At 64.6% G+C, this 23350-nt stretch carries 24 protein-coding genes; 16 read left to right on the forward strand and 8 right to left on the reverse strand.

The genetic code is table 11. The annotated features are described in order from the left end of the window. The first annotated feature begins 27 nt into the window (after nucleotides 1–27). The 7 genes from NR187_RS31095 (at nucleotide 28) to NR187_RS31125 (ending at nucleotide 5361) form a co-directional block, all read left to right on the forward strand. A complete protein-coding gene (locus tag NR187_RS31095; protein WP_256808904.1) occupies nucleotides 28–756 on the forward strand; it encodes a LuxR family transcriptional regulator in 729 nt (242 codons plus the stop codon). 82 nt (nucleotides 757–838) lie between these two features. Continuing rightward, on the forward strand, nucleotides 839–1498 hold the full coding sequence (locus tag NR187_RS31100) for an acyl-homoserine-lactone synthase (RefSeq protein ID WP_211384132.1): 660 nt from the start codon (nucleotides 839–841) through the stop codon (nucleotides 1496–1498). Between the two features lies 1 nt (nucleotide 1499). After that, nucleotides 1500–1718, forward strand: coding sequence for a hypothetical protein (locus tag NR187_RS31105; protein ID WP_211384133.1), 219 nt, complete (start codon nucleotides 1500–1502; stop codon nucleotides 1716–1718). A 303-nt stretch (nucleotides 1719–2021) separates the two neighbouring features. Continuing rightward, nucleotides 2022–2939, forward strand: coding sequence for a branched-chain amino acid ABC transporter permease (locus tag NR187_RS31110; protein WP_211384134.1), 918 nt, complete (start codon nucleotides 2022–2024; stop codon nucleotides 2937–2939). Next, nucleotides 2936–3880, forward strand: coding sequence for a branched-chain amino acid ABC transporter permease (locus NR187_RS31115; protein WP_211384135.1), 945 nt, complete (start codon nucleotides 2936–2938; stop codon nucleotides 3878–3880). The genes NR187_RS31110 and NR187_RS31115 overlap by 4 nt, the downstream gene beginning before the upstream one ends. After that, nucleotides 3873–4640 carry an ABC transporter ATP-binding protein gene (locus NR187_RS31120; protein WP_211384136.1) on the forward strand — a complete coding sequence of 256 codons (768 nt, stop codon included), beginning with the start codon at nucleotides 3873–3875 and terminating at the stop codon, nucleotides 4638–4640. Before NR187_RS31115 ends, NR187_RS31120 begins: the two co-directional genes overlap by 8 nt. Then, nucleotides 4633–5361 (forward strand): ABC transporter ATP-binding protein, encoded by a 729-nt coding sequence (locus NR187_RS31125; RefSeq protein ID WP_256808905.1) that lies wholly within the window; start codon nucleotides 4633–4635, stop codon nucleotides 5359–5361. Before NR187_RS31120 ends, NR187_RS31125 begins: the two co-directional genes overlap by 8 nt. 83 nt (nucleotides 5362–5444) lie before the next feature. On the opposite strand, the gene NR187_RS31130 is transcribed toward NR187_RS31125, so the two are convergent. The 3 genes from NR187_RS31130 to NR187_RS31140 form a co-directional block, all read right to left on the reverse strand. Next, on the reverse strand, nucleotides 5445–5825 hold the full coding sequence (locus tag NR187_RS31130) for a hypothetical protein (protein WP_211384137.1): 381 nt from the start codon (nucleotides 5823–5825) through the stop codon (nucleotides 5445–5447). 338 nt (nucleotides 5826–6163) lie between these two features. Continuing rightward, nucleotides 6164–7600, reverse strand: a complete 1437-nt coding sequence (locus NR187_RS31135; protein WP_256808908.1) for a glutamine synthetase family protein — start codon at nucleotides 7598–7600, stop codon at nucleotides 6164–6166. A 149-nt stretch (nucleotides 7601–7749) separates the two neighbouring features. Then, on the reverse strand, nucleotides 7750–9108 hold the full coding sequence (locus NR187_RS31140) for an aromatic ring-hydroxylating dioxygenase subunit alpha (protein WP_256808910.1): 1359 nt from the start codon (nucleotides 9106–9108) through the stop codon (nucleotides 7750–7752). A 115-nt stretch (nucleotides 9109–9223) separates the two neighbouring features. Here NR187_RS31140 and NR187_RS31145 point away from each other — a divergent pair, with 115 nt between their 5' ends. Both NR187_RS31145 and NR187_RS31150 read left to right on the forward strand, forming a co-directional pair. Next, complete coding sequence (locus tag NR187_RS31145) at nucleotides 9224–10009, forward strand: IclR family transcriptional regulator C-terminal domain-containing protein (RefSeq protein WP_256808912.1); 786 nt, start codon at nucleotides 9224–9226, stop codon at nucleotides 10007–10009. 69 nt (nucleotides 10010–10078) lie between these two features. After that, complete coding sequence (locus tag NR187_RS31150) at nucleotides 10079–10411, forward strand: PRC-barrel domain-containing protein (protein ID WP_211384141.1); 333 nt, start codon at nucleotides 10079–10081, stop codon at nucleotides 10409–10411. A gap of 75 nt (nucleotides 10412–10486) precedes the next feature. Here the strand turns inward: NR187_RS31150 and NR187_RS31155 are convergent, their stop codons facing one another. Both NR187_RS31155 and NR187_RS31160 read right to left on the reverse strand, forming a co-directional pair. Further along, the gene (locus NR187_RS31155) at nucleotides 10487–10882 is read right to left on the reverse strand and encodes a group II truncated hemoglobin (protein WP_256808915.1); all 396 of its coding nucleotides are present in this window, start codon (nucleotides 10880–10882) and stop codon (nucleotides 10487–10489) included. A 13-nt stretch (nucleotides 10883–10895) separates the two neighbouring features. Continuing rightward, the gene (locus NR187_RS31160) at nucleotides 10896–11804 is read right to left on the reverse strand and encodes a helix-turn-helix transcriptional regulator (protein ID WP_211384143.1); all 909 of its coding nucleotides are present in this window, start codon (nucleotides 11802–11804) and stop codon (nucleotides 10896–10898) included. 135 nt (nucleotides 11805–11939) lie between these two features. On the opposite strand from NR187_RS31160, the gene NR187_RS31165 reads away from it, so the two are divergent. The 5 genes from NR187_RS31165 to boxB all read left to right on the forward strand — a co-directional run bounded on the left by NR187_RS31165 (nucleotide 11940) and on the right by boxB (nucleotide 18536). Beyond that, on the forward strand, nucleotides 11940–13481 hold the full coding sequence (locus NR187_RS31165; RefSeq protein ID WP_211384144.1) for a benzoate-CoA ligase family protein: 1542 nt from the start codon (nucleotides 11940–11942) through the stop codon (nucleotides 13479–13481). A 250-nt stretch (nucleotides 13482–13731) separates the two neighbouring features. Beyond that, nucleotides 13732–14550 (forward strand): alpha/beta fold hydrolase, encoded by an 819-nt coding sequence (locus NR187_RS31170; RefSeq protein WP_256808918.1) that lies wholly within the window; start codon nucleotides 13732–13734, stop codon nucleotides 14548–14550. Nucleotides 14551–14571: 21 nt separating this feature from the next. Beyond that, nucleotides 14572–15096, forward strand: coding sequence for a DUF309 domain-containing protein (locus NR187_RS31175; RefSeq protein WP_211384146.1), 525 nt, complete (start codon nucleotides 14572–14574; stop codon nucleotides 15094–15096). A gap of 121 nt (nucleotides 15097–15217) precedes the next feature. After that, nucleotides 15218–16906: a 2,3-epoxybenzoyl-CoA dihydrolase gene (boxC, locus tag NR187_RS31180; protein ID WP_256808920.1), complete on the forward strand. Its 1689-nt coding sequence runs from the start codon at nucleotides 15218–15220 to the stop codon at nucleotides 16904–16906. A 178-nt stretch (nucleotides 16907–17084) separates the two neighbouring features. After that, nucleotides 17085–18536, forward strand: a complete 1452-nt coding sequence (gene boxB, locus NR187_RS31185; RefSeq protein ID WP_211384148.1) for a benzoyl-CoA 2,3-epoxidase subunit BoxB — start codon at nucleotides 17085–17087, stop codon at nucleotides 18534–18536. 175 nt (nucleotides 18537–18711) lie between these two features. Here boxB and NR187_RS31190 read toward each other — a convergent pair whose 3' ends face one another. Both NR187_RS31190 and NR187_RS31195 read right to left on the reverse strand, forming a co-directional pair. After that, nucleotides 18712–19512, reverse strand: coding sequence for an SDR family oxidoreductase (locus NR187_RS31190; protein WP_211384149.1), 801 nt, complete (start codon nucleotides 19510–19512; stop codon nucleotides 18712–18714). A 179-nt stretch (nucleotides 19513–19691) separates the two neighbouring features. Continuing rightward, nucleotides 19692–20750: a polysaccharide deacetylase family protein gene (locus NR187_RS31195; protein WP_256808922.1), complete on the reverse strand. Its 1059-nt coding sequence runs from the start codon at nucleotides 20748–20750 to the stop codon at nucleotides 19692–19694. Nucleotides 20751–20915: 165 nt separating this feature from the next. Between NR187_RS31195 and NR187_RS31200 the strand changes: the two genes are divergently transcribed. Both NR187_RS31200 and NR187_RS31205 read left to right on the forward strand, forming a co-directional pair. Then, the gene (locus NR187_RS31200; RefSeq protein ID WP_256808923.1) at nucleotides 20916–22310 is read left to right on the forward strand and encodes an OmpA family protein; all 1395 of its coding nucleotides are present in this window, start codon (nucleotides 20916–20918) and stop codon (nucleotides 22308–22310) included. A 2-nt stretch (nucleotides 22311–22312) separates the two neighbouring features. Then, nucleotides 22313–22609: a hypothetical protein gene (locus tag NR187_RS31205; RefSeq protein ID WP_211384152.1), complete on the forward strand. Its 297-nt coding sequence runs from the start codon at nucleotides 22313–22315 to the stop codon at nucleotides 22607–22609. A gap of 68 nt (nucleotides 22610–22677) precedes the next feature. Here the strand turns inward: NR187_RS31205 and NR187_RS31210 are convergent, their stop codons facing one another. Next, complete coding sequence (locus NR187_RS31210) at nucleotides 22678–22935, reverse strand: hypothetical protein (RefSeq protein ID WP_211384153.1); 258 nt, start codon at nucleotides 22933–22935, stop codon at nucleotides 22678–22680. Nucleotides 22936–23350 lie beyond the last annotated feature (415 nt).

Consider the following 23350-nt stretch of genomic DNA (forward strand, 5'->3'; position numbering starts at 1 on the left):
TGACGGCGAGGGTCAGGAAACGCACCGATGTCCGCCGTGGATTATGGCCGGGAGGCGCTCGACTTCATCGAGGGCCTGGGGACCTATCGCAAGGTGCCCGATGCCATGCTTGCGCTCGAATCGGCCTTCGGTCGCTTCGGCTTTGAAACCATCATCGTGACGGGGTTGCCCAATCCCGACCAGCGATTTGCGCAGATGGTGCTCGCCAAGCGCTGGCCGGCGGGATGGTTCAACCTCTACACTCAGAACAACTACGATCGCTTCGATCCCGTGGTGCGGTTGTGCCGACAGTCGGTCAACCCGTTCGAATGGTCGGAAGCGCCATACGATGCCGAACTCGAGCCGAACGCGGCCGAGGTGATGAACCGCGCCAGCGATTTTCGCATGTCGCGCGGCTTCATCGTGCCGATCCACGGGCTCACCGGCTATGAGGCCGCGGTGTCGCTCGGCGGTGTCCATCTCGACCTCAACCCCCGCAGCAAGCCGGCGCTGCACCTGATGGCGATGTACGGCTTCGACCACATTCGTCGTCTGCTGGATCCGGCGCCGTATCGGTCGACGCGTCTCACCCCGCGCGAGCGCGAGGTGATCTCCTGGGCCTCGCAGGGCAAGTCGGCCTGGGAAATCGGCGAGATACTGCATATCACCCAGCGGACCGCAGAAGAACATCTTGCAACCGCTGCGCGCAAGCTCGGTGCCGTCAACCGTACGCATGCGGTTGCCTTGGCGATTCGCAGCAAGATCATCAATCCCTAAGCGACGTACTGGGAAATTTCCCAATATCGAAGCTGCCTCTTTTCGCAGACTCTGCCCCCATTGAGAATGGATGGGGGCTTTCATGATTCACGCAATTTCAGCCGTTAATCGCCACTTATACGAAGACGTAATCGAGCAGCATTTCCGGCTGCGCCATGACATCTTCGTCGAGGAGCGGCGCTGGGAGGCGCTACGCAGGCCGGATGGCCGCGAGATCGATTCCTATGACGACGAGGACACTGTCTATCTGCTTGCGCTGGAGGGGCGCCGCGTCGTCGGCGGTCACCGGCTCTATCCAACGACCAAGCCTTCGATGATGAGCGAGGTCTTCCCGCATCTGGCGGTGGTGCGCGGCTGCCCCGCGAATCCGCTGGTCTGGGAATGGTCGCGCTATTTCGTCGTGCGTGATCGCCGCGACGGCGCGCTCAACCTGCAACTTATGGCGGCGGTGCAGGAGTTCTGCCTCGACCAGGGCATCGCGCAGGTCAGCGCGATCATGGAGACCTGGTGGTTGCCGCGCTTCCATGAGGCCGGCTTCGTCGTGACCCCGCTCGGTCTGCCGGCGCTGGTGGAGGATGCGTGGACCATGGCGGCGACGATCGACATTCGTCGGGAGACGCTCGATGCCCTGCATGATCGCATCGGCACGGCTTCGATCGTGCAACAGGACGGCCCGCGTCTGGACGCCGTCGCCCGTGCCAACCTCTGCGGCCTCGCTGCCGCGCAACGAAAGAGCGCCTGAGATGTCGAATATGATGCGGGACAGCCAGATCATGGCGCAGACCAAGGACGAGAATCTCGGCTACATGTCTGACATGGCGCTCGAACTGGCGCAGATGGCGGAAGACACCGGATTGGCGACGCTCGCCTATCTGTTCCGGATGGCGGCGCTGGAGGCCTCGACGGCCAACAGCGTGGTTGCCGAGCCGGATGACCTTCCCCGGCAGATGACGTCACACTAGGCGCATCTCGACACGGCGACGGATTTCACACCCTCTCCCCGGCAACGGGGAGAGGGTGATCGTTTTGGGTGCGGCAGGTTGACCCATCCTGCACGGCAGCTTTCTTGCACGGGCGCACAAGGAGATTTCGATCTGACGCACCGGCATGCAACAAAGTGCATGTCTGGTGTCAAATCGCTCTTGCCTCGGAACGATACTGCCATTACCCATTTTTCTGCCTTGTAGAGGCAGGGGGAGCTCTTTCACTGATGGCGACCGTGTTCGAACATCGGCGCGAACCTGCGTGCGCCTGAAAGAGTTTTGATGCTGCTCGTCGTCGAACAGTTCTTGAACGGATTGCAGTTCGGCCTGCTGCTGTTCCTGCTGGCCGCCGGCCTGACGCTGGTGTTCGGGATCATGGATCTCGTCAACCTCGCGCACGGCTCGCTCTACATGATGGGCGCCTATTTCGCCGCGACTTTCGCGGCCTGGACCGGCAGCTTCCTGCTCGGCGCGCTGCTGGCGCTCGGCGCGACTCTGGTGCTCGGCATCGTGCTCGAGATGGGCGCGCTGCGGCATCTCTATGGACGTGACCATCTCGACCACGTGCTCGCGACCTTCGGCCTGATCCTGTTCTTCAACGAAGCCGTGCGGCTGATCTGGGGGCCGGCCGGCCTTGCGCTGCCGCTGCCGGCCTGGCTCACGGTGCCGGTGCCGATCCTGCCCGGCATCCACTATCCCGCCTATCGCCTCGCCATCATCGTCGTGGCGCTGCTGGTTGCGCTCCTGCTCTATCTCGGCGTTATGCGCACCCGCATCGGCATGCTGATCCGGGCCGGCGCCTCCAACCGCGAAATGATCGGCGCGCTCGGCATCAACATCAAGCTGCTCTACACACTGGTGTTCGGGCTCGGCGCGGCGCTCGCCGGGCTCGCCGGCATGATGCAGGCGCCGATCCTCACCGTGCAGATCGGCATGGGCGAGAACATCCTGATCCTCGCCTTCGTCATCATCGTGATCGGCGGCATCGGCTCGATCCGCGGCGCGTTCCTCGCTGCGATCTTCGTCGGCATGATCGACACGCTCGGCCGCGCCTTCCTGCCGAACCTGTTGCGGCAGGTCTTGAGCGGCGCCGCCGCCTCCACCGCCGCGCCCGCCCTGTCCTCCATGCTGATCTACCTGCTGATGGCGATCGTGCTGGTGGTGCGGCCGGAGGGGCTGTTTCCGGCCAACCGTCGATGAAGTCTTTCACTGTAGCCAAGGCCGTGACGGCCCTGATGCTGGCGGGGCTCGTGCTGCTGCCGCTCTATTCGCAAGCATCGGGCAACATCTTCATCCTGACGCTGTTCACCCGCATCGTCATCCTGGCACTGGCGGCGGCGAGCCTCAACCTCATCATGGGTTTTGGCGGCATGATGAGCTTTGGTCACGCTGCCTATCTCGGCATCGGCGGTTACGCGGTCGGCATGCTGGCGCAGGAAGGCGTCGGAAGCGGCTTCATCCAGTTTCCGGTCGCGCTCGCGGCGTCCGCGATCTACGCACTGGTGATCGGCGCGCTCTCGCTTCGCACCCGCGGCGTCTATTTCATCATGATCACGCTCGCCTTCGCACAGATGGCCTATTACGTCGCTTCGGGGCTGGCGCGTTACGGCGGCGATGACGGCCTCACCGTCTACAAGCGCAGCGATTTCTCCGGCCTGGTCAACCTGTCGAACCGCACGCAGTTCTATTATCTCTGCCTTGCCTGCCTGTTCGCGGTGATCTTCCTGATCTGGCGCATCGTCAATTCGCGTTTCGGCCTCGTCGTGCAGGGGCTGCGCTCCAACGAGCAGCGCATGCAGGCGATCGGCTTCCCGGCCAAGCGCTATCAGCTCGTCTGCTTCGTCATCTCCGGCACCATGTGCGGTCTTGCCGGCGCGCTGCTCGCCAACAACACCGATTTCGTCAGTCCGGCCGTGATGTACTGGACCCGCTCCGGCGACCTCATGGTGATGGTCATCCTCGGCGGCATGGGCACGCTGTTCGGCCCGGTCATGGGCGCGGTGGTCTTTCTGCTGCTGGAAGAATTCCTGTCGCAGCTCACCGAATATTGGGCGCTGATCATGGGGCCGCTGCTGCTGCTGATCGTGCTGTTCGGGCGCGGCGGCATCATGGGACTGCTCGGGAGGCTCAATCGTGGCTGAGCCCTTGCTCCGCGTCGAGAAGCTGGTGCGCCGCTTCGGCGGTATCATTGCGACCGACAACGTCTCGCTCGACGTTGCGGCCGGCGAACTGCACGCCATCATCGGCCCGAACGGCGCCGGCAAGACCACGCTGATCAGCCAGCTCACCGGACATCTCGAACCGCATTCCGGCAGCGTCTCGCTCGGCGGTCGCGACATCACTTACCTGCCGGCCTATCGCCGCTGTGCGCTTGGCCTGGCACGATCGTTCCAGATCACCTCGCTGCTGCTCGATTTCACCGCCGCGGACAATGTCGCACTCGCGGCGCAGGCGCATGCCGGCACCTCGTTCCGCTTCTTCGCGCGTGCGCGCAAGGAAAAGGGCCTGCGCGATGCCGCGCACGCCGCGCTCGATCGCGTCGGCCTGTTGCACCGTGCCGATGTCCTGGTGTCCAGGCTCAGCCATGGCGAGCGTCGCCAGATCGAGCTTGCGGTCGCGCTGGCCAGCAAGCCCAAGCTCTTGCTGCTCGACGAGCCCATGGCCGGCCTCGGCGTCACCGAATCCCAGCGCATGGTGCAACTGCTCCAGGAGCTGCGGAAGGAAGTCTCGATCGTGCTGGTCGAGCACGACATGCCCGCGGTGTTCGCGCTGGCCGACCGCATCTCGGTGCTGGTCTATGGCCGCGTCATCGCTTCCGGCGATCCGGCCGCGATCCGGGCCAACGAGGACGTCAAGCGCGCCTATCTCGGCGAAGCGCATGTGGTGACGCACCATGTCTGAAAAGGTGATGGTTGACACGCTGCTCGACGTCGAAGGCATCGAGACCTGCTACGGCCTCAGCCAAGTGCTGTTCGGCCTGTCGCTGTCGATCAAGCCGGGCGAGATGGTCTCGCTGATGGGTCGCAACGGCATGGGCAAGACCACCACCATCCGCTCCATCATGGGCCTGACGCCGGCACGTGCAGGCAGCATCCGCTTTGCGGGCGCGGAGGTGCGGACGCAGCCGTCCTACAGGATCGCAAAACTCGGCATCGGCCTCGTGCCCGAGGGGCGCCAGATCTTCCCGAACCTCACCGTGCGCGAGAACCTGGTCGCCGCCGCTGCCGACCGCTTCAACAGCGCCAATCCCTGGACGCTGGCGTCGATCTACGTGATGTTTCCGCGCCTCGCCGAACGAGCCTCCAACATGGGCAACCAGCTCTCCGGCGGCGAGCAGCAGATGCTGGCGATCGGCCGCGCGCTGATGACCAATCCAAAACTGCTGATCCTCGACGAAGCGACCGAGGGCCTTGCGCCATTGATCCGCGAAGAGATCTGGCATTGCCTGTCGCTGCTCAAGAGCCGGGGACAGTCGATCCTTGTCGTCGACAAGAACGTCGACCATCTCGCCCGCATCTGTGACCGTCACACCATCATCGAACGCGGCAAGACGGTGTGGAGCGGCACCTCCGACGAGCTGATGGCCGAGCCGGATTTGCAGCACAAATATCTGGGGATTTGAGGGTCGGATCTCATCTTTCCACGGCGGCAATCAGGATTGCTTCGCTGCGCTCGCAATGACCGGGGGGGAGATCTGTCCGCTCTTTACCAATAAATACCGTGCCGATGCAGTTCGCGGATCACGCGCGCTTCCGTGGACGGCTGGCGGCGCTTCGGCTTGGTTGTCCCGGTTGTGCTGGTCACCGCTGTGGCCGAGGGTTGCGCCGGCGTTGTTGCGGTGGGCGCTGTCGCGGTCGGCGGCGCGGTGGCAGCGGTTGAAGTCGGGGCGGTGGTCGCCGTCTGGACATTCGGCGCCTGCGTTGCCGCCGGGGCTTGCGTCGTCTGCGGCGTGGCCGTCGGCGAGGCCGGTTGCTCGGCGGCCGGCTGGCTTGCGCTGGTCGCCGCGAGGCTCAGACTACGCGGACCACCCGCATGGGCTTGTGTTGCGAGCAGCGACATCGCTGCTATCAGGATCAGCTTGCGCATGGCAACCCCGCTATCTGGTCAATCCGTCTTACCTAATTCGCATCCACCCGGGGCTAGCGCGCAAACCGATGCGTGCCGATTTCGATCAGAGTGGTCCGGCAGGACAGACGATAGATCAGGCTGAACAATTGACCCCACATGACCGAACTCCATTGTTGATCACGAATCAAAGCCTAACCCCGGTGTTTTTCCGGCGGTTTTCGGGGCATGAGGAAAATGGCTTCGTCGCACCGCGATGTGATGTCGTTGGAACAGGTGGGACGAAGTCACCTCACGGGGGTGTGAGCTCCCTGACCTCCAAGGGAGGTGGTCAGAGGGAGGATGTCAGAGTGAGGAGGTCAGAACATCTCGAAATATTCGCGGTGTTCCCAGTCGGTCACCTCGGACAGGAAACGGTCGATCTCGGCGTTCTTGATGTGGGTGTAATAGTCGACGAACTCAGGCCCGAGCTTCTCCCGGAAGAATGGATCGTCCTTCAGCGCACCGACGGCATCGCGCAGCGATTTCGGCAAGAGCGGCGCCTTGGTCTCGTAGGGCGTGTCGGCCGACGGGCCGGGGTCGAGCTTGCGGTCGACGCCGTCGAGGCCTGAGAGTATCTGCGAGGCCATGTAGAGATAGGGATTGGCCGCGGGCTCGCCGATGCGGTTCTCGAGCCGTGTGGCGGGATCGCCGGCCGCCCCAAGCACGCGGATCATGACGCCGCGATTGTCCCGGCCCCAGATCGCGCGGTCCGGCGCCAGCGAATAGGAGCGGTAGCGCTTGTAGCCGTTGAGGGTCGGCGTGGTGAACACGGTGGAGGCGCGGGCGTGATCGAGCAGGCCGGCCAGGTACGCGCGGCCGAACGCGCTGAGCGGCTCGCCGCCGTCCTTCGCCATGAACTGGTTCTCGCCGCTCGTGCGCGAGACGATCGACTGATGCAGGTGCCAGCCGCTCGCGAACAGGTTCGGCAGTTTTGGCCGGCACATGAAGGTGGCGTGATAACCGTGGCGCCGCGCGATCTGCTTCACCGCCGAGCGGAACAGCACCATGTTGTCGGCGGGCTCCAGCCCTTTCTTCGGCGCGAAGGTGAATTCGCACTGGCTAGGCCCGAACTCGACCTCGACCGAGCGCAGGGGCAGCCCGAGCGCGACGACGTCGCGGCGCAGGATCTCCAGCACCGGCTCCATCTGATCGAAGCGCTGCTCGGTGAGATATTGATAGCCATGGCTGAGCAGGCTCACCGAAGGTGGCGTGCCGGGCTGGCCTGCGTCCTCGGCGCGCATATGCGGATCGTCGAGCTTGAAGATATGGAATTCGACCTCGAGCCCGGCGACGAAATCATGGCCGCGGCTTGCGAGATCGTCGAGCACCTTGCGGTAGAGCCCGCGCGTTGCGAACGGCACCGGGCGGCCGTCATTGAAATGGAGATCGCACAGCACCCAGCCCGTGGCCGGCGCCCATGGCAGCACGCGAAAAGTGGTGGGATCAGCGACCATCAGCACGTCGGCCGCCCCCTCCATCTCCTTCATGCCGAAGCCGCCGCCCGAGGTGAACACCGGGAATACCGTGCGGTGCGAGGTGTCCTTGGCGAGCATGGTGGTGGTGATGGAGCAGCCGCTTTCCAGCGAGGCGATCGCCTCCGACGCGATGATGGTCTTGCCGCGCAGGATGCCGTGCTGGTCGGGAAAGGCGAGGCGGATGACCTCGAGGTTCTTTTCCTCGACGAGGCGCCGCATGCGCGTCGCCGCGTCCTTCTGCTCATCCGACCACAGCGCATGACGCGCGACGAAAGTCACTTTGCCGCTCCTCTAGTCGTTGGACGCGAAGCTGGTCCCACATACTCCGTCATTGCGAACGCAGCGAAGCAATCCAGATTGTCTCCGCGGTGGGATTCTGGATTGCTTCGCTGCGCTCGCAATGACGAAGGAGGGACCTGCATTCCGCACTATTCCGCCGCCGTCAACCGATGCACGTTATCCGCGATCTCCTTCGGCACCGGTGCGGTCCACGGTGCGCCGCGGCGGCGCTTGACGTCGACTTCCATCCAGTAGGTCTCCCAGCCCCGCGTCGGCCCGATGCCGTCCATGGTCGCGGGTCCCTGGATGCTGCGCGCATTGGCCTCGTCCAGAAACAGCATCGGCTTCTCGCCGCCCAGAACCTTCTCGATCTCCTGCCGCAGCAGGCGGCGATACTGCACGATCGCCTTGTCGCTCGAGCCGAGATGCTCCTTGGTGCGATCCTGGATCGCGCCCATCGACTCCACCGCCCACTGGTCGTGGACGTTGATGTCGCTGCCCATGCCGGTATAGGTCGCGGTCTGCTGCTCGTGCGGATCGAAACCGTAATCGTTGCTGCGGTTTTTCCGCGACTTGTAGTCGGGCAGCTCGTACAGCTCGAGCCGCTGGTCGCGCATCTTCTGCTTGTCGACCGGGTTCGCGTAGCTGGTGAAGATCGCATACCAGTAGCAATTCTCGTCGTCGACCGGCACGTGCCATTGCGTGATCGTCATCTCCGTGCTCATGGGGATGACGAAGCCGTGCGGGAAGAGCTGGTTGGTGACGCGCACATGGGTGCGCTCCTCGTCGATCTCGCGCAGTGCGATCAGCCGCAATCCGTATTCGGTATGCTCGACATTGATGATCGGACGGTCGTATTCGCGCAGGATTTTTGTCATCGGAAGGTCGGAGCCGGCGGAGGCGCCGCGGAACTGCTTGCCGTAGGCCGTGGAGGTGTCCTCGTCCTCGAAGAAGCGATGCAGGTACGATGCGTGGGCGGGATCGATGCCGACTTCGAGTGCCTGGAGCCAGTTGCAGGCCATATGGCCTTTGAACGCAAAAGTGTGCGTGCCGGGCGCGACGAAGCAGTCGAGCTCCGGAAATGCCGGCGGCTCGCCCTCGCCGAGATAGGCCCAGAGGATCCCGCTCTTCTCCACCACGGGATAGGAGCGCTGACGGATGTTCTGGCAGAGCTTCGAGTCCTTCGGCTCAGCCGGGGTCTCGATGCACTGGCCGGTGGCGTCGAACAGCCAGCCATGGAAGGCGCAGCGCAGGCCGCCGTGCTCGAGCCGCCCGAAGGCGAGGTCGGCGCCGCGATGCGCGCAGTGACGGTCGATCAGGCCGTAGCGTCCGGTCTCGTCGCGGAACAGAACCAGGTTTTCGCCGAGCAGCCTGACCGGCCGGATCGGCCGCTCGCCCTCCAGCTCATCCACCAGCGCCGCCGGTTGCCAGTAGCTCCGCATCAGTCTGCCGCAGGGATCCTTCGGCCCGCTGCGGGTGATCAGGTCGTTCTGCTCCTGGCTCATCATGGCGAGTGCATCCTTCAATCTCGGAGTGGCGTTTGTTCGCCTATTGAACGAATGGGCGAATTATGACATGCCTTGGACCGGCAGCAAGCACTATTTTGCAGGAATGTCCGACGCCATGCCCAAGCTGAAGCGAAGCGAGACCGACGAGCGCGCGACGGATTTCGTCGAAAGCCTCGATCGCGGCCTGCGCCTGCTTCAGTCCTTCGGCACGACGGTAGGCCCGATGACCTTGAGCGATCTCGCCCGCGCCGCCGATCTTCCGCGCGCCACCGCCCGGCGCATGCTGTTCACGCTCCAGCGTGGCGGCTTCGTCGGTGGTGACGGCAAGCTGTTCACGTTGACGCCGCACGTGCTGACCCTTGCCGCCTCGTTTCTGCGCTCCAACCAGCTCGTCACGGTGCTGCAACCGGTGCTCGATCGCACCGCGACTGCGGCAAATGAAATCGCGTCACTCGCGGTGCTCGACGGTGACGACGTCGTGTTCGTGGCGCGGAGCAGTCCGGCGCGGATGTTTTCAGGCGGGCTGGAGATCGGCTACCGGCTGCCGGCGTTCTGCACCTCGGTCGGCCGCGCCATGCTGGGTCAGCTCGGCGATGCCGAACTCGCCGCGCGCCTGAAAACAATGACGCGCGAAGCGCTGACGCCGCAGACGGTGACCGATCCCGGGGCGCTGCTGGCACGGATCGTCGCCGACCGCGGGCAGGGCTATTCGCTGGTCGACCGCGAGGCCGAGCCGCATTTCCGTTCAATCTCGGTTCCCGTCCGCCGTTACGACGATGTGATCGTCGCCGCGATCAACATGGGCGCCCATGTCGACCGCGTGCCGGCTCAGGAGCTGATCGACCGCTTCCTGCCGCTGCTGCGCGAGGGCGCCGACGCGGTCCGTTCGCAGTTGCTGTAGCTACAGCGCACTTCGCTCGGGCTGCCTGGCAGGCTATAATGCGCGGCACAAGAGAACAGGGAGGATGCCATGCACCATACCATGGTTCCCAGTGATCGCGTGGAGCACGTCGCCGTCTACGGGCGCGACGGCACGAAGCTTGGCACGATTGAGCGACTGATGCTCGACAAGGTCAGCGGAATGGTCACCTATGCCGTGATCAAGACCGGCGGGCTGCTCGGTACTCATCATCATTATCCGGTGCAGTGGAGCGCCCTGAAATACGATCGCGGCCGTCAGGCCTTCCAGGTCGAACTGACGATGGACGAGTTCAGCGGCGGTCCATGCGAGTTCGATGGCGATGAGTTCGATTGGGGCGACCGCTCGCGGTCCTACCCGCATCCGAATTACTGGTCGGTCTAGTCGCGTCGGAAGACTTGCAGCCCGGGTCAGCGGACCGATAGCCGAGAGCGCTACACGTTGGCTTGATCGACGCGCTTACGGCCGGTTGCGCATCCAGTCGGCGAGACCGGACAGCGCGCGGTCGAGGTCTTGCCGCGCGTCCGCATCAGTCACCGTCTCCTCCAGCGCGCCGCGCATGCAGAGTAGCCACGCATCGCGCTCGGCATCGCCGATGGCAAAGCCGATATGGCGCTGGCGCAGCCGTGGATGGCCTTTTTCGACGGAGTAAAGTTTTGGCCCGCCGGTCCATTCGGTGAGATAGCGCTTCAGCACGTCCCTGATCAGGCCGAGATCGGCGGCATGCATCGCGCGAATGGCGTTTGCTTCCGGCAGGGTGTCCATCCGCTCGTAGAAGCGGTCGACCAGCCGGTCGATCGTGGCACTGCCCCCGATCCGCTCGAACATGGACGTTGCGACGTCGCTGTCGGCCATATCAAGTCCCGACCTACAGCGCCACGCTGCGCAGCCCGAAGCTGCGGGCTTCGTTCTGGAGCACCGGACGCACCGCATCGATCAGCCGCGCGGCCGCGGCGTCGACCGACAATCCCGCCGTATCCACCACCGCCGTCGCGCGTGCGTACAACGGCTCGCGGCTCAGCAGGATGTTGCGCAGCTCGGCCATGGCGGAGCGGTCGTCGGCCATCGGGCGGAGATCGCCCTGGCGGCGGACACGGGCCATGTGCTCCTCCGGCTCGGCCTTCAGCCAGATCGTGTAGAACGACGACAGGATCTGGTCGAAGGTCAGCGGTTCCGAGACGATGCCGCCGCCGGTCGCCAGCACCATCAGCTCGTTGCGCGCGAGCAGCTGTTGCAGCGCCGCCTGCTCCATGCGGCGAAAGCCTTCCTGGCCGTAGAGCGCGATGATCTCGGCGACCGAGAGGCCGTTCTGCTGCTCGACCTCCTTGTTGAGCTCGACGAAGCTCCAGCCGATCTTCTTCGCCAGCATCCGGCCGAGCGTGGATTTGCCGGCGCCGCGCAGGCCGATCAGAGCAATGCCGCAGAACGGCGCGCGCCGCGGCGCGGATGCGCTGCCGCCGGCGAGGACATCCTTGGCCTGAGCGATCTGTGCCGGCGTCGCCTTGCGCAGCAGATCGCGAAACATCTGCCAGTCGGGCGTCGGATCGGTCGAGGGGAGCAGGTCCTCGAGATGCGCGCCCATCGCGTCCGAGACGCGGCGCAGCAGCACGATCGAGACGTTCCCCTTGCCGCTCTCGAGCTGCGCGATGTAGCGCTCCGAAATCCCTGATACCTTGGCGAGCACTTTGCGCGACATGCCGCGCAGCGCGCGCATGGTGCGCACGCGCTGGCCGAGCTGTTCGAGGAAGCGGGATTCGGCGTCGGGACTGTCGGTCATGGACTACAGATCAGAGCCTTCTTTAGGGGATGTCCCGCGGCGTGCTTTAATGAAACATAGTGCCTGCTAGCATTGACAGCAAGCCGCCACAGTGTCTTTGTATGAATTATAATTCTAAAATCGAGGGAGAAGTCCGTGAGCGAGGGATCCTATAACGCGGTGACCTGGCTGCTCGACCGTAACGTCGAGGCGGGCCGCGGCGGGAAGCTGGCTTTCGACGACACCGTCTCGCGGCTCACCTATGGCGAGCTTCAGCGCGAGACGCGGCGCGCCGCCAACATGCTGCGCCGGCTCGGCGTCCGCCGCGAGGAACGCGTGGCGATGATCATGCTGGACACGGTCGATTTCCCGATCGTGTTCCTGGGTGCGATCCGCGCCGGCATCGTGCCGGTGCCGCTCAACACGCTGCTGACGGCGGACCAATACGCCTACATCCTCGCCGATTGCCGCGCGCGCGTGTTGTTCGTGTCGGAAGCGCTCTACCCCGTCATCAGGGACGTCGTCGGCCGCATGCCCGATCTGGAGCATGTCGTCGTCTCCGGCGCCAAGCAGAACGGTCACAAGCAACTCGCCGAGGAGCTCGCGGACGAGAGCGACAAATTCACCACCGCCGCCACGCATCCCGACGAGCCGGCGTTCTGGCTCTATTCGTCCGGCTCGACCGGCATGCCCAAGGGCGTGCGTCACATCCATTCGAACATGCAGGCGACCGCCGACACTTATGCGAGCCAGGTCTTGGGCATCCGCGAGAGCGATGTCTGCCTCTCCGCCGCCAAGCTGTTCTTCGCCTATGGCCTCGGCAACGCGTTGACCTTCCCGATGTCGGTCGGCGCCAGCGTCATCCTCAACAGCGAGCGGCCGACGCCGGCGCGCATGTTCGACCTGATGAACCGCTACAAGCCGTCGATCTTCTACGGCGTGCCGACGCTGTTCGCGGCGATGCTCAACGACGAAACCATGAAGAGCGAGCGCGGCGGCGGCGCCCTGCGCATCTGTACCTCGGCCGGCGAGGCGTTGCCGGAATCCGTCGGCCTCAGCTGGAAGGCGCGCTTCGGCGTCGACATCCTCGACGGCGTCGGCTCGACCGAGCTGTTGCACATCTTCCTGTCGAACGCGCCCGGCGACATCAAATACGGCTCTTCCGGCAAGCCGGTGCCGGGTTATGCCGTGCGGCTCGTCAACGAATCCGGCCAGGACGTCGCCGACGGCGAAGTCGGTGAGCTCCTGGTCGATGCGCCTTCCGCCGGCGAAGGCTACTGGAATCAGCGCCACAAGAGCCGCCGCACCTTTGAAGGACCGTGGACCCGCACCGGCGACAAATATGTCCGCGACGGCGAGGGCCGCTACACCTTCTGCGGCCGCGCCGACGACATGTTCAAGGTTTCCGGCATCTGGGTCTCGCCGTTCGAGGTCGAGAGCGCGCTGATCACGCATCCCGCCGTGCTGGAAGCTGCCGTCGTGCCCGAGGCCGATCCGGAGGGCCTGCTGAAGCCGAAGGCCTTCGTCGTGCTGCGTCCGGGTGTGAAGACGACCGACTTGCAGGAAATGCTGAAGGAGCACGTCAAGCAGAAGATCGGCCCCTGGAAATACCCGCGCTGGATCGACGTGGTGGAGTCGTTGCCGAAGACCGCGACGGGAAAGATCCAGCGGTTCAAGCTGCGGGACGGGACGAATTGAGTGAGCGCATGTCGAACGTGACTGACACTGTCGCAGCGGACTCCACTGCGCTCCCTCCCCCGCAAGGAGGGAGGGCGGGGGAGAGGGGTAGCCCAGCAAACGGTTTTCATTTTCGCGCGCCAGATGGTCTCCGCCACACCGGGAGTCCCCGTGTGTCACCCCTCTCCCTAGCCCTCCCCCGCAAGGGGGGAGGGAACGACAGAGCGCTTGGCCACGTCTCGTTCTCATCGCCCGAAGATTGAGTGACAGCATGACAAACCTCACCCCCACCGGCTTCCTCAGCATCGATGGCGCCAGCCTCGAATACAAATGGCTCGCGCCGCAATCGGCTGACGCGCCGACCATCGTGTTGCTGCATGAAGGGCTCGGCTCCGTCGGCCTCTGGGGCGACTTCCCTGAAAAACTCCGGCAGGCAACCTCCGCCGGCGTCTTCGTCTATTCGCGCGCGGGCTATGGTCAGTCGAGCCCGGTGACGCTGCCGCGACGGCTCGACTACATGCATCGCGAGGCGCTCGACGTGCTGCCGAAAATCCTCGATGCGATCGGGTTCAAGCGCGGCCTCCTGCTCGGCCATTCCGACGGCGCTTCGATTGCGACGATCTATGCCGGCGCGCATCAGGACCACCGGCTGAGCGGCCTCGTGCTGATCGCGCCGCACTTCATCGTCGAGGACGTCTCGGTGAAGTCGATTGCCGAAATCAAGACGGCCTTCGAGACCACCGATCTCAAGGCAAAGCTTGCGCGCTGGCACAAGGACGTCGACAACGCCTTCCATGGCTGGAACGGCGCCTGGCTCGACCCCAAGTTCCGCGACTGGGATATTTCCGAATATCTCGCCTATATCCGTGTCCCTGTCATGATCCTGCAAGGCGCGAATGACCAATATGGGACACTGCTTCAGGTCGAAATCGCGCAGGAAGAGTGTTATTGTCCGGTAGATTTGAAAATCATTTCAGACGCGGGCCATTCCCCGCATCGTGAAGCGCCGGGGGCGACGCTTGACGCGATTGAGCAATTTGCAAGTGCGGCCCTGCGCGACGATCAGGGACTCCAGGGACGCGCCGCATGATGTTGCGGAGGCACGCCCTCAATGAGTGTGCCTTCGAACGCGAGCGGCCCGCTGCCGTGGCCGCAATGGGCCCACGTGCCGGGCGAGACCGGTGCGGTCGATGCGGACCACGAGACGCTCGACCTGGCCAAGGCGCTGGTGCCTTCGGCCTTTCGCGGCCATGTGCCGGCGCGCCATCCGGCGCTGCGTTACGGGCTCGCTCTCAACGACCGCGGCTATTTCTGGGAATCGCAGGAGGTGCTGGAAGCGGTGTGGGCCGCAGCGCCGCAAGGCGGCCGCGAGCGCATTCTGCTGCGCGCCTGCATCCACATCGCCAATGCGAATCTGCGGCTGCGCATGCAGCGGCTGCATTCGGCCGCCCGGCTGTTCGGCGAGGCGCTCGGCGAACTGCGGCCGCTGAATTCCCGCAAGGCGGCTGCGGCCGGCGATGGCTTCGTCGAGACCTTCCCTGTTCCGGCCCTGGTCGCGCTGTTGCAAGCCAAGCTCGGCCGGTCTGAGCTTTCCAAGGCAGACTGGATCGCCCTCGGCGCGATCGTGCGGTCCTGAATTGCGCGCATGAAACAAAATGCATGTCCATCCCGCTAAGGGGTAGACGGCTGTAAAAAGATGCACTATTGTGCATCTAACGCTAAAGCTCAGAACGCATAATCAAGCTCAAGGGTGGCCCATGGCCGGGGAAGATCGGCGCCTCGCAGGCGGCGCGACATTCATCGATTTCCAGACCGAGCCGTCCCGCTATCGGCACTGGAAGGTTGCGGTCGAAGGTGACGTCGCGACGCTGACCATGGATGTCGACGAGAACGGCGGTCTGTTCGAAGGCTATCTGCTCAAGCTCAATTCCTACGATCTCGGCGTCGACATCGAACTCGCGGACGCCGTGCAGCGGCTGCGCTTCGAGCACCCCGAGGTGAAGGTCGTGGTCATGCGCTCGGCCAAGAACCGCGTGTTCTGCGCCGGCGCCAACATCCGCATGCTCGCGGGCTCCACCCATGCCCACAAGGTCAATTTCTGCAAGTTCACCAACGAGACCCGTAACGGCATGGAGGATTCGTCGGAGAATTCCGGCCAGCGTTTCATCACCGTGGTGAACGGCTCGGCCGCCGGCGGCGGTTATGAGCTGGCGCTCGCCACCGACCACATCATCCTCGCCGACGACGGCTCGTCTGCCGTCGCTCTGCCCGAAGTGCCGCTGCTCGCGGTGCTGCCTGGCACCGGCGGCCTCACCCGCGTCGTCGACAAGCGCAAGGTGCGCCGCGACCACGCCGATTTCTTCTGCACCATTGAGGAGGGCGTGAAGGGCAAGCGCGCCGTGCAGTGGCGATTGGTCGACGAGATCGCGCCGAACTCAAAACTCGAAGCCAAGGTCGCCGAGCGCGCCAGGGAATTCGCAGCCGCCTCGAAACGCAAGGGCAGCGGCAAGGGCATCGCGCTCACCCCGCTCAAGCGCATCATCGACGAAACCAGCATCCGCTACGGCTTCGTCACGGTCGATATCGACCGCACGGCCCGCATCGCCACGATCTCGATCAAGGCGCCGGAGGCGCCGCCGCCGGCCGACATTGACGGCATGATGGCGCAGGGGGCGTCGTTCTGGCCGCTTCAGGTCGCGCGCGAGATCGACGACGCGATCCTGCACCTGCGCATCAACGAGCTCGAGATCGCGATGCTGGTGTTCAAGAGCCATGGTGACCGCGCCCACGTGCTCGCCAGCGATGCCTTCCTCGAAGCCAACAAGGCGCACTGGCTGGTCAACGAAATCCGGCACTACTGGAAGCGCGTGCTCAAACGCATCGACGTCACCTCGCGTACACTGGTGACGCTGGTCGAGCCCGGCTCCTGCTTTGCCGGCACGCTCGCCGAGCTCGTCTTCGCCGCCGACCGCTCCTACATGCTGATCGGCACCCGCCAGGGCGACAATCGTCCGCCGCCCTCGATCGAGCTGTCGGCGATGAATTTCGGTCCGTATCCGATGAGCCATGGCCTGACGCGGCTTTCGTCGCGCTTCCAGGCCGATCCGTCCGATGTGGAGCGCGCGGAAGCCACGATGGGTACCGCGCTCGACGCCGAGCAAGCCGAGGAGTTCGGCCTCGTCACCTTCGCGCTCGACGACATCGACTGGGACGACGAGGTTCGCGTGTTTCTGGAGGAGCGCGCCAGCTTCTCGCCCGACAGCCTCACCGGCATGGAAGCGAACCTGCGCTTCGTCGGTCCCGAGACGATGGAATCGAAGATCTTCTCGCGCCTCACCGCCTGGCAGAACTGGATCTTCCAGCGTCCCAACGCGGTCGGCGAGGAAGGCGCGCTGCGCCGCTACGGCAGCGGCCAGAAGCCGAAATTCGATATGACGAGAGTGTAGTTTTCGTGTTCCGGGCGCGCTGCGGCACCAAAAGCGCAACGCGCGTCTTCAACGCGCTATGGTGCCGCTGCGCAGAACCGGGACCCGGAACGAACCAGACAATAGGTCCCGGCTCGGCAGTGCAGCACTTCGCGCCGCACTGCGTCCGGGACAAGAGACGGAGCAAGGAGATGCGGCCATGAACATGAACATCATGAACGTCGACTACTCGACCAAGATTCCGAACAACGTGAATCTCGCCGAAGACCGCCAGGTGCTCAAAGCGCTGGAAGGCTGGCATCCCGGCTACATGGATTGGTGGAGCGACATGGGCCCCGAGGGCTTCCAGGAATCGCTGGTGTATCTGCGCACGGCCTATTCAGTCGATCCGCGCGGCTGGGCCAAGTTCGACTATGTGCGCATGCCCGACTATCGCTGGGGCATCCTGCTCGCGCCGCAGGAGGAAAATCGCGTCGTCCCGTTCGGCGAGCATTTTGGCGAGCCGGCCTGGCAGGAAGTCCCGGGCGAGTATCGCGCCATGCTGCGCCGCCTGATCGTGATCCAGGGCGACACCGAGCCGGCCTCCGTCGAGCAGCAGCGCCATCTCGGCAAGACCGCGCCCTCGCTCTACGACATGCGCAATCTGTTCCAGGTCAATGTCGAGGAGGGTCGTCACCTCTGGGCGATGGTCTATCTGCTCCAGAAATATTTCGGCCGCGACGGCCGCGAGGAGGCCGATGATCTGCTGCGTCGTCGCTCAGGCGATGCCGACGCGCCGCGCATGCTGGGCGCCTTCAACGAGGCGACGCCGGACTGGTTGTCCTTCTTCATGTTCACCTATTTCACCGACCGCGACGGCAAGATGCAGCTGCACAGCCTCGCCCAGTCGGGCTTCGATCCGCTCTCGCGGACCTGCCGCTTCATGCTGACGGAAGAAGCGCACCACATGTTCGTCGGCGAGACCGGCATCACCCGCGTGGTGCAGCGCACCTGCGATGCAATGCGCGAAGCCGGCATCACCGATCCCACCGACATCGCCAAGGTCCGCGCGCTCGGCGTGATCGACCTGCCGACGATCCAGAAGAAGCTGAACCTGCACTACACGTTGTCGCTCGACCTGTTTGGCTCGGAAGTCTCGACCAACGCGGCGAATGCCTTCAACACCGGCATCAAGGGCCGCTATCACGAGACCCAGATCGACGACGATCACCAGCTCAAGAACGCGACCTATCCGGTGCTCAAGTTCATCGACGGCGAGATCAAGCTGGTCGATGAGCCGGCGCTGACCGCGCTCAACATGCGCCTGCGCGATGATTACAGCCAGGATTGCGTCAAGGGCATGCTGCGCTGGAACAAGGTGATCTCGACCGCTGGCTATCAGTTCCAGCTCAAGCTGCCGAATGTCGCCTTCCACCGCCACATCGGCGAGTTCAAGGACGTGCATGCGACCCCGGACGGTCTCTTGATCGACGATGCCACCTGGGCGAAGCGCAAGGACGAATGGCTGCCTTCGACGGCCGACGGCGACTTCATCTCCTCGCTGATGCAGCCCGTGACCGAAACCGGCCAGTTCGCCTCCTGGATCTCGCCGCCGAAAGTCGGCATCGACAACAAGCCCGGCGATTTCGAGTACGTGAAGATCGAGTCGTAGGCGACTTCTTCACCTCTCCCCGCTTGCGGGGAGAGGTCGGATCGCTCTTGCGATCCGGGTGAGGGGGTACAGGTGCGGCGACAATCTCACGTGAGGAGAGAGCCCCTCACCCCAACCCTCTCCCCGTAAGAACGGGGCGAGGGAGCACACCGTCCGCGCCGCGGGCTCGCGCCGCCTACCCCGCGATCTCGAGCCCGGCATTGGCGTAGACCACGCCGCCGTCGACGGCGATGGTGTTGCCGACCACGTAGTCGCCGGCCCGCGAGGCGAGATAGATCGCCACTCCCGCCATGTCCTCGTCGGTTCCGATGCGCCGCGCCGGAATACGCTTTGCGACGTCGTCCGCATGGTCGCGCGCGGCCCGGTTCATGTCGGACTTGAACGCGCCGGGCGCGATCGCGGTGACATTGATGTTGTCCTTGATCAGTTTCGTCGCCATGCGCCGCGTCAGATGGATCACGGCGGCTTTGCTGGCGGCGTAGGAATAGGTCTCGCTCGGATTGACGAAGATGCCGTCGACCGAGGCGATGTTGATGACCTTGGCCGGACGTTCTGCGCTTGCAGCCGCGCGCAGCGGTTTCGCCAGCGCCTTGGTCAGGAAGAACAGCGACTTGACGTTGAGGTCCATGACCTTGTCCCAGCCGCTTTCCGGGAATTCGTCGAACTCCGCGCCCCAGGCGGCGCCCGCATTGTTGACGAGGATGTCGAGCTTCGGCTCCAGCTTGATGATTTCGCCGGCGAGCTTGTCGCAGCCTTCGACGGTCGAGATGTCGATCGGCAGCGCGATGCACTCGCCGTGATATTGGCCTGACAGCTCTTTCGCCGTAGCCTCGCAAGGTCCCGCCTTGCGCGCGGTGATGTAGACCTTCGCAGCGCCTTGCGCGAGGAAGCCCGCCGCGATCATCTTGCCGATGCCGCGCGAGCCGCCGGTCACGAGTGCGATGCGGCCTTTGAGCGAGAACAGATCGTCGAACATGGTGCCTCCCTTTGGTTTGGCGACGTTTTGAGCGCGGCAGGGAGGGGAGTCAAGGAACGGTCGCGCGCTCCGCCCTCATCCTGAGGAGCGCGTCAGCGCGTCTCGAAGGATGCGGGCGGCCCATCCTTCGAGACGCGCTCCTTCGGAGCGCCCTCAGGATGAGGTCCGAGTGTGAAGGATCAGGCCGCCGCGATCCGGCGGAAGCCGTTCCACATCGCGGTCGCGGCGCCCGAGGTCAACACCGGCAGAATTCGCGCGTCCTGGTAATTGCCGTTGAGCGAGACGCGCGGCAGCGCGGTCATGTGGCCGGCGTTCTCGGCGAACAGCATGCCGGGCCGCGTCGTCACCGCGGTCTTGAATCCGGCGGCCGCAGCAAGGGTGAATTCGCGCGCGCCCGCCGCTCCACGGTCGCCATAGGGATAGGCGAAATGCTGCACCGTGCGGCCGAGCGCCTGCTCGATCCGCGCGCGGCTCGCCGCCATCTCCTGCGTGGCGATCTCTTCGCTTTGCCTGGCCAGGTTGCAATGGCTGACGGTGTGGGCGCCGATCGTGACGAGGGGATCGGCGGCAAACGTCTTCACCTCGTCCCAGGACAGGCAGAGGTCGCGGCACAGCGCGGCGATGTCGACGCCGTATCTCGTGCAGAGCGCCTCGATCTCGCGCTTGAGATCGTGCTCACCCGGCAGCGCGCGCAGCCAGTCGTGCAGACGGTCGAATGCGACCTGCTTGGCCGCGGGCGTGGTCGCATCGAGCCGCAGCGCCGAAGTGCCGATCTTCACCTCGATCTGCTCGATCTTGGCGATCACGGCCTCCAGTGCCGCCCACCACAGCCGTCCGGTGCCCTCGGCGAAGTCGCTGGCGACATAGACCGCCAGTGGCGCGTCAAATTCGCGCAGAACGGGCAGCGCATGGTCGAGATTGTCGCGATAGCCGTCATCGAGCGTGAAAGCGGCGAAGCGGCGGGAGAACCGGCCCCGCACCAGCCGCTCGTGCAGCTCGTCCATGCTGACGATGTCGATCTCGCGCGAGCGCAAATGGCTCAGGGCGGCGCGCAGGAATTCGGGGGTGACCTCGAGATGCCGGTTCGGCTGGAATGCGGCCTCGCGGGCCGGCCGCACGTGATGCAGCATGAAAATGGCGCCGACGCCCGACAAAAGCGGGCGCAACAGGTGGTGCGCCCCGCTGAAATAGAGTGCTTCCAGCCCGGCGCGGATGACGTTGTTACGAAGTTGTTTCATGACCGGCTGGCGGACTCTGGCATTCCACCCTCAACTTACGGAAGAACCCTTGAAGAAAAAGTTATTCCAATTGTCCATGCAAAGGCCTTGGGAGGGCCGCCATTTCCGGTTTGACAGCCTGACAAGGGTTTGTTTTGTCTCCGGTTCCAGAGTTCGGGTCGTCGAATGCAGAAGCTTTTCAGGTGGGCCAGCAAATGGTGGCCGGGGCTGATCCCCCTGGCCGTCATGTGGGGATTTGCGGCCTGGAAGAACACCTTACCGGTCGAGGCGGACCTGTCCGCCCGCAGCTCGGCGGCGCTCAAGGATACCGTTCTGGACAAGACCCGGATCGCGGTGGACGGCCGCGACGTCCGCCTGGCCGCGGACGCCTTTTCCGAGGAAGGGCGCCGGGACGCCGTGATGGCGGTGGAGATCGTCCCGGGCGTGCGCCTGGTCGACGACCAGACCCGCCTCGTTGCCGAGGCCAAGCCCTTCGTCTGGAACGCCGAGCGTGACGTGGTGCGGGTGACGCTGTCGGGCTCCGCGCCCTTGCCGTCGATCAAGGGCCGCCTGACCGAGGCGGCCCGCAAGGGGGGTGGCGGTGTCGAGGTGGCCGATCAGATGGGGCTGGCGCGGGGCGCGCCGCCGCGGTTCGAGGCGGCTGCGATGCTGCTGCTCGACCAGATCGGCAAGCTCAAGGACGGCAAGATCACGATAACGGACACCAAGGTCAACCTGTCGGGCATGGCGCGCGAACTCGGCGGCCGCGAAGCGGTCGCAGCCGCGCTCAAGAACCTGCCTGAAGGCTTTTCGATCGCCGCCAACGACGTCAAGGCGCCGCCCTACGTCTTCCAGGCCTACAAGGATCCGGTGGCCGCGACGGTGACGCTCACCGGCTACGTTCCCGACAACAATGTCCACGCAGCCATCGCCACAAGCGCGTCGCGAAAGTTCTTCAACGAAAAGGTCGTCGACAATCTCAAGGCCAGCGTCGGCGCGCCCGGCTCCTTCAACATCGCCGTGATTGCAGCGCTCGGCGCGCTGTCGCGGCTGTCGACCGGCACGCTCGTCGTATCCGACCGCGAGGTGAAGCTGTCGGGCGATGCGCTCTATGAAGGTGCGGCCAACGACATCCGCGCGGGCCTCGGCAAGGACTTCCCGAAAAACTGGCAATACAAGCCGGAAATCACGGTCAAGCCGGCGGCCGGCCCGGTCGACGGCACGGTGTGCCAGCAACTGTTCTCGGAGCTCCTGAGCAAGGCCAAGATCCGCTTCGGACCCAAGCGCGCCGACATAGATCCGGATTCCGTCGGCATTCTCGATCATCTGATCGAGAATGCACTGCGCTGCCCCACCACCAATATCGAGGTCGCCGGCCACACCGATGCCGATGGCGAGGACGCCTTCAACCAGGCGCTCTCGGAGAAGCGCGCGCAGGCGGTGATCGACTATCTGGTCAAGGCCGGGCTGCCGGCCAGCCGCTTCACCGCAGTCGGCTATGGCAGCACGCGGCCGGTCGCCGGCAACGACACCGACGACGGCAAGGCGCAGAATCGCCGTATCGAATTTCTGGTGAGGTGACGATGCCCTATCTCGTCTCATTCCATCTGGGCTGGCTGATCGGCTCGCTGCTGCTCGGCTTTTGCATGGGCTGGATCTCGGTGGTCCAGCGCGGCAATGGCACCTCGAAAGTGACCGCGCGCTGGCTCGCGGTGCTCGCGATCGCTCTGGTCGGCGCTTCGCTTTCGCATGTGGTCCCCGGCCGCTTCGGCTACTGGCTCGACCTCGGCCTGATCATGTTCGCCTGCTACCTCGTCGGCTGCACCATTGGCGCCTGGCTCCGCGATCGGGTGGTCTCGCGTACCGCGCCGGCGGGCTGACCGAGTCCATATCGTGCTGGCGAAACGTCACTGACCTTGCGGCCGGGAAAACTCGTGCTGCGATGCGCTCAGTGAAAGCCGGCGCTCAAGTTGCGGTCGCGAATTCCGATGGCCTTGGCCTGCGCAGCAGACACGCCATCCCGGCACTGGATATACCGCAACACTTGCGCGTCAGTGCCCGCGGCGTGCGCGCGCCACATGTCGAGATTGAAACCGTTCTTGGCCATGCACGCCTGCGAATGCGGACTGTCGTTGCGCTCTCTGGCGCCGGCTGGAGCGGCGGCCATAACGACCACCGCGATGACGGCGCCGAGCTGAAACCTCATGGTTTCTCCCCCCTCTCATGCAAATTCTTGTTTGAAGCGACCGCTGCCGAGACCGGCGGCCGGCTATCTTGCTGCCGAGAACCTCGCCGATTGTCCGTTCGCTCGCCAGAGGCAGCGGAGAGATAACCACAGGTAGTTGCGGCGGGAGCGCTCAACGGCCCGGCCGATCGTCTCGTTGCACCGGCCCGGGTGCGGCAGGGGGCGGGCAGCCGGCAAGTCGGGTCCCCCCCTCTTTCAACAGGCGGGTGCGGCCCATAGATTGACGTCGGCTTAAGTCGTGACGGAACATTGTACGGTCGAAATCATCAAAACTTCATGGCGACTGCGCAGGATTGCCGTGGAGATTCGCGCCAGTCTTGCCGCCGAAAGCGCCAAACCGTGCATCAGGAGCCCGCAACCCTGCCTAAAATATTGA

This window comes from Bradyrhizobium sp. Bra64 (genome assembly GCF_024519875.1).
GTDB classification, from domain to species: Bacteria; Pseudomonadota; Alphaproteobacteria; order Rhizobiales; family Xanthobacteraceae; genus Bradyrhizobium; species Bradyrhizobium japonicum_G.

Bases quoted from the DNA above. Each gene is read 5' to 3' on its own strand.
- NR187_RS31095 (WP_256808904.1), top strand. From the start codon at position 28: ATGTCCGCCGTGGATTATGGCCGGGAGGCGCTCGACTTCATCGAGGGC.
- NR187_RS31100 (WP_211384132.1), top strand. From the start codon at position 839: ATGATTCACGCAATTTCAGCCGTTAATCGCCACTTATACGAAGACGTA.
- NR187_RS31105 (WP_211384133.1), top strand. From the start codon at position 1,500: ATGTCGAATATGATGCGGGACAGCCAGATCATGGCGCAGACCAAGGAC.
- NR187_RS31110 (WP_211384134.1), top strand. From the start codon at position 2,022: ATGCTGCTCGTCGTCGAACAGTTCTTGAACGGATTGCAGTTCGGCCTG.
- NR187_RS31115 (WP_211384135.1), top strand. From the start codon at position 2,936: ATGAAGTCTTTCACTGTAGCCAAGGCCGTGACGGCCCTGATGCTGGCG.
- NR187_RS31125 (WP_256808905.1), top strand. From the start codon at position 4,633: ATGTCTGAAAAGGTGATGGTTGACACGCTGCTCGACGTCGAAGGCATC.
- NR187_RS31130 (WP_211384137.1), bottom strand. From the start codon at position 5,825: ATGCGCAAGCTGATCCTGATAGCAGCGATGTCGCTGCTCGCAACACAA.
- NR187_RS31140 (WP_256808910.1), bottom strand. From the start codon at position 9,108: ATGATGAGCCAGGAGCAGAACGACCTGATCACCCGCAGCGGGCCGAAG.
- NR187_RS31145 (WP_256808912.1), top strand. From the start codon at position 9,224: ATGCCCAAGCTGAAGCGAAGCGAGACCGACGAGCGCGCGACGGATTTC.
- NR187_RS31150 (WP_211384141.1), top strand. From the start codon at position 10,079: ATGCACCATACCATGGTTCCCAGTGATCGCGTGGAGCACGTCGCCGTC.
- NR187_RS31155 (WP_256808915.1), bottom strand. From the start codon at position 10,882: ATGGCCGACAGCGACGTCGCAACGTCCATGTTCGAGCGGATCGGGGGC.
- NR187_RS31160 (WP_211384143.1), bottom strand. From the start codon at position 11,804: ATGACCGACAGTCCCGACGCCGAATCCCGCTTCCTCGAACAGCTCGGC.
- NR187_RS31170 (WP_256808918.1), top strand. From the start codon at position 13,732: ATGACAAACCTCACCCCCACCGGCTTCCTCAGCATCGATGGCGCCAGC.
- NR187_RS31175 (WP_211384146.1), top strand. From the start codon at position 14,572: ATGAGTGTGCCTTCGAACGCGAGCGGCCCGCTGCCGTGGCCGCAATGG.
- boxC (WP_256808920.1), top strand. From the start codon at position 15,218: ATGGCCGGGGAAGATCGGCGCCTCGCAGGCGGCGCGACATTCATCGAT.
- boxB (WP_211384148.1), top strand. From the start codon at position 17,085: ATGAACATGAACATCATGAACGTCGACTACTCGACCAAGATTCCGAAC.
- NR187_RS31190 (WP_211384149.1), bottom strand. From the start codon at position 19,512: ATGTTCGACGATCTGTTCTCGCTCAAAGGCCGCATCGCACTCGTGACC.
- NR187_RS31195 (WP_256808922.1), bottom strand. From the start codon at position 20,750: ATGAAACAACTTCGTAACAACGTCATCCGCGCCGGGCTGGAAGCACTC.
- NR187_RS31200 (WP_256808923.1), top strand. From the start codon at position 20,916: ATGCAGAAGCTTTTCAGGTGGGCCAGCAAATGGTGGCCGGGGCTGATC.
- NR187_RS31205 (WP_211384152.1), top strand. From the start codon at position 22,313: ATGCCCTATCTCGTCTCATTCCATCTGGGCTGGCTGATCGGCTCGCTG.
- NR187_RS31210 (WP_211384153.1), bottom strand. From the start codon at position 22,935: ATGAGGTTTCAGCTCGGCGCCGTCATCGCGGTGGTCGTTATGGCCGCC.